2 protein-coding genes and 1 pseudogene are annotated in these 3706 nt (G+C 62.5%); all 3 read right to left on the bottom strand.

The genetic code is table 11. From position 1 onward, the window contains the following. Positions 1 to 201 precede the first annotated feature (201 nt). Positions 202 to 2382, bottom strand: coding sequence for a CRISPR-associated helicase/endonuclease Cas3 (locus K678_RS17105; RefSeq protein WP_021133737.1), 2181 nt, complete (start codon positions 2380 to 2382; stop codon positions 202 to 204). A 364-nt stretch (positions 2383 to 2746) separates the two neighbouring features. Next, the gene (locus tag K678_RS17100; protein WP_021133736.1) at positions 2747 to 3313 is read right to left on the bottom strand and encodes a Panacea domain-containing protein; all 567 of its coding nucleotides are present in this window, start codon (positions 3311 to 3313) and stop codon (positions 2747 to 2749) included. Positions 3314 to 3442: 129 nt separating this feature from the next. Further along, positions 3443 to 3706: pseudogene (locus K678_RS17095) on the bottom strand (hypothetical protein); the annotation flags it as partial.

The raw sequence follows: 3706 nt of genomic DNA, 5'->3' as shown, positions 1-3706 counted from the left end.
TGGCTCGCTCCTACATCAGCGGCGATCATCGTGTTGGGAGAGGTTGGGCTTTCGCCCGCACCGCTTGGGCGATGCCCGGCCCCCTACTTTTTGAAAAAGGGGTTTGGGGCATCGCCCCAAGCGGGTGCGGGCTGCCAGCCCGCTAGGCCGGAAATCGTTTCCGTCCAAGTTCTATCCCCCACACAGCCAAGGTGACGTGACCTAGAAAATCGACTGCTCCAACTCGAGATAGTCGGCGTCCTCCCACAGCAAGCCCGTCTCCTGCCGATACAGACTACCCGGCTGAAGGACGGCGAACTGATCGCCGAAAATCTTTTCCCGCTCGAAGCGGACATGGCCTTCGGCCAGCAACCGTGCCCGCGCCAGGGGCGGGATCTGGACGACGAAGGATTGAAGCGCGCGGGCGACTTTGCCGGGGCTGATCCCGTCGATCCCCAATTGCCTTACAGCCTGCTGCGCCTTCTCTTCGAGCGCGATGATTACCGGCACCATGCCGCTGTCGATCATCTGGAAATCCGTCGCCACCGTTTTGTAAGCGAAGGCGAGCCCGCCCCGATCGACCTCGAACTTGCCCAGGATTTTGTGCTGGTCGAGGTTGGTGCCCTTGCTCCAATAGACCTCACCGAAATAATCGCGCAGGGCGGCGGGAACCAGCGGGTCGTCGTGCTTCGCGGCCATCCGGCCATAGGCCTTGACCAACTGAGCCACCTCACGCGGGGGCGGATTGTCGGGGGCATTGAATACGGTGACGATGCTGTCTTCGACCGGGCGGAGTCCTTCGCGGTTACAGCGCCCCGCCGCCTGGGCGATCTGGTCCAGCCCGGCCTCGGCCCGCCAGACGCGGGGGAAGTCGAGATCAACACCGGCCTCGACCAGCGACGTCGCGATCAGGCGGCAGGGATCGCCCTTCTTCAGTCGCTGGCGGACCTCGGCCAGAATCCGCCGTCGGTCGGCGGCGTACTGGCGGGTGGTGAGGTGGATCAGCCCACTCAGTCCGGCCTCTCCCGCCTTGCGATAAAGCGCCAGGGCATGCTTGCGGCTGTTGACGATCACCAGCCCCTGGGGATGGCGCTCCAATTCCGCAACCAGATCGTCGTCGCTCATCACGCCGCCGTGACGGATTTTTACCCGCACGAGCTGCGCCGCCAGACTATCCGGATTGGGGGCGAGTTCCCGACCCTCCAACGCCAGCCCGGTTCCGTCGCCGCCGCGAAAGTGACGCAGGTCAAGCGCGGGCTGGGTGGCGGTGCACAGCACCACCGACGCCCCGTAATTGCGGGTTAGTTCGTCGATCGCGGCGATGCAGGGAATCAGCAGCGGAAGCGGCAGGGTCTGCGCCTCGTCCAGGACGATGACGCTTTTGGCCAGATGGTGCAGCTTGCGGCAGCGCGACGAGCGGTTGGCAAACAGACTCTCGAATAGCTGGACATTGGTGGTGAGCACGACCGGCGCGGCCCAATCCTCCATCGCCAGACGCAGCTTGTCGCGCTGCTCCTTGTGCGAGGGCTTTTCCTCTTCGATTGCGCTGTGATGCTCCAGGACGACATCGTCGCCCAGTACGTCGCGGAACACCTGGGCGGTCTGGTCGATCACCGAGGTGAAAGGAATCGCATAGACGATCCGTTCCAGCCCATGGCGTCGGGCATGGTCGAGCGCAAAGCCGAGCGAGGCCAGCGTCTTCCCCCCTCCGGTCGGCACCGTCAGGGTGAAAAGGCCGGGCGGGGTGGCCGCCTTCTCCCGCACATGGGTCAGCACCTCGCGGCGCAGACGATTGACCGGGCTGTCCCCGGCCTTGGTGGCGAGATGGGCATCGAACCGGGCGGTCAGATCGCCCAGGATATCGCCCAGGCGGGGCCAGTCGCGGTCGATCTCACTCCCCGCCGCCTGGGCGTAGAATTGTTCGGTATCCTTGAAATCGGCATCGACCAGACAGGAAAACAGCATCCGCCCGAGAAACCCCAATTGGAACGCGGTCCGCGTTTTCGACGGATGGGGGATAAGCGACGGAGCAAGGCCGGTGAGGTCGACCGAAATCTCGTCCTGCCAAATCGGATCGAGCGCAGGCCGGGCACGCGTCAAACGCTCCGAGAACTCCTGCCAGTCGGGCAATCCGGCATGGTGCCCGGCGATGGCATAGGACACCAGTTCCGCCATCATCCGATCCCATTGCGACGTCGCCGCCGCACCCCGGGCACGAATTTCCGCAGCCCCGGCGATGGCGTGGTCTAGCCTTATGTCGGCTCCGTTCAGCCGGGCGAGGAACTGAGGGCAATATTTGCCAAGATCGTGAAGCAAGCCCGCAATGGCGGCGGCGCGGTCGGCCTTGAAGGGGGTGGCAAAGTCGGCGGCCAGGGCGGTCGTACCCCGGGCGTGATCGATCATTTTTTGCCAATGCGTTGCGTCAGAATCTTCGGGAAGGCTATGCGCAAAATACATTCGGACGTGACCAGCCACCACTTAAGATCGTATTATTTATAATAAATTTCAGCAGATAACGAAAAAATGTCAAGAGGGTGTTGCGGAAGAGTGTAGCTCTAATCGCAGTTAGTACGCATTGGAGTACGTACTCCTTCTCCACGTTTCCGATCACATGGACGGCTCAGACAAAGCTGTTGGCATCTTGATACGCGTCATGGCGGTGACGCCCCGGTCAGCAGCCCTCGTCGCGCGAAGCCAAGCGGCCCGGAGGGGCCGCGCCCGGCGAATGAGGGTCTCGGCGATCGGTTGGGATCGATGCAGCTTGGTATTAGTCTTTCTTCGGCGTGGGGACCGTTTTCGGCTTCCACGACACCACGCTGACCGGCTTGCCCGATTGCGAGCGCATCACGCGCGGCCGCACCACCTGCTCCAGCGGATCGACCCGCGAGCCTGCTTTCCGCGTCGCCGCCTCGGCGGTATAGAACGCCACCATCTCGGCGAACGTGATTTCGATGTTGATTCCCTTGGCCATCGCCAGCGCCACCGGGGGATGGTCGGCGACCTTCGCGGTCAGCTTGTCGGCCGACAACACCCCGAACCGTCGCCAGATGCTGTCGAGGAAGTGCGACGCCTGCGCCGACAGCGGATGCGGCTCGATCATGTGGGGACGGCCATAGGCGAAGACGTGGAACACCGTCGGCTCGACCGGGCCGAACGAATCCGTCACGAACGTCGCGGGCATCAGTTTGTGCCCGTCATAGGCGACGGCGTAATAGGCTTGGGCGAGATAGAGCAGCCGGTGGAGCTTTTGAGGCTGGATATATTCGCGGTCGTTCAGCGCCAGATCGGTCAGGCGGAACACCACGTCGAGACAGGATTTTACGGCGATGGTCATTTCTGAGGGGGACTCCGAACCGGGACCAGATCATAGACCGGGCCCCGGCTTGGGGGGAAGATGTCCTCCGCCCCCGCCGGAGTCCCTGTTAGGTCACAGCGAGAAAATCCTCGATCCGGATCAACGGGGTCATGTCCCCCCTTTGGGCGTGATGTGAATATCATCAGGCACTTGGCTTGACCGATGCGTGTCGCGATGAGCGGCAATGCAGGATAAGACGCTCAGCACTAAAAGAACGAAAGCGACCGTTTCCAGTGGCCTGGGAAGGCGGTGCTCCCACAAGAACCCGTAAATCAGTGCAAACAGGGTTTCGAAGAGAATCATCTGACCGACAAGCGTGAGCGGCAGAAGACGGGTCATGCGATTCCAGAACGCATTTCCAAAGATCGGAGG

Origin of the sequence: Magnetospirillum fulvum MGU-K5 (assembly GCF_000442515.1) — a bacterium.
In the GTDB taxonomy this organism is placed as follows: Bacteria; Pseudomonadota; Alphaproteobacteria; order Rhodospirillales; family Magnetospirillaceae; genus Phaeospirillum; species Phaeospirillum fulvum_B.
The sequence above is the reverse complement of the archived record's forward strand: the minus strand, read 5'-3'. Positions and strand labels throughout refer to the sequence as shown.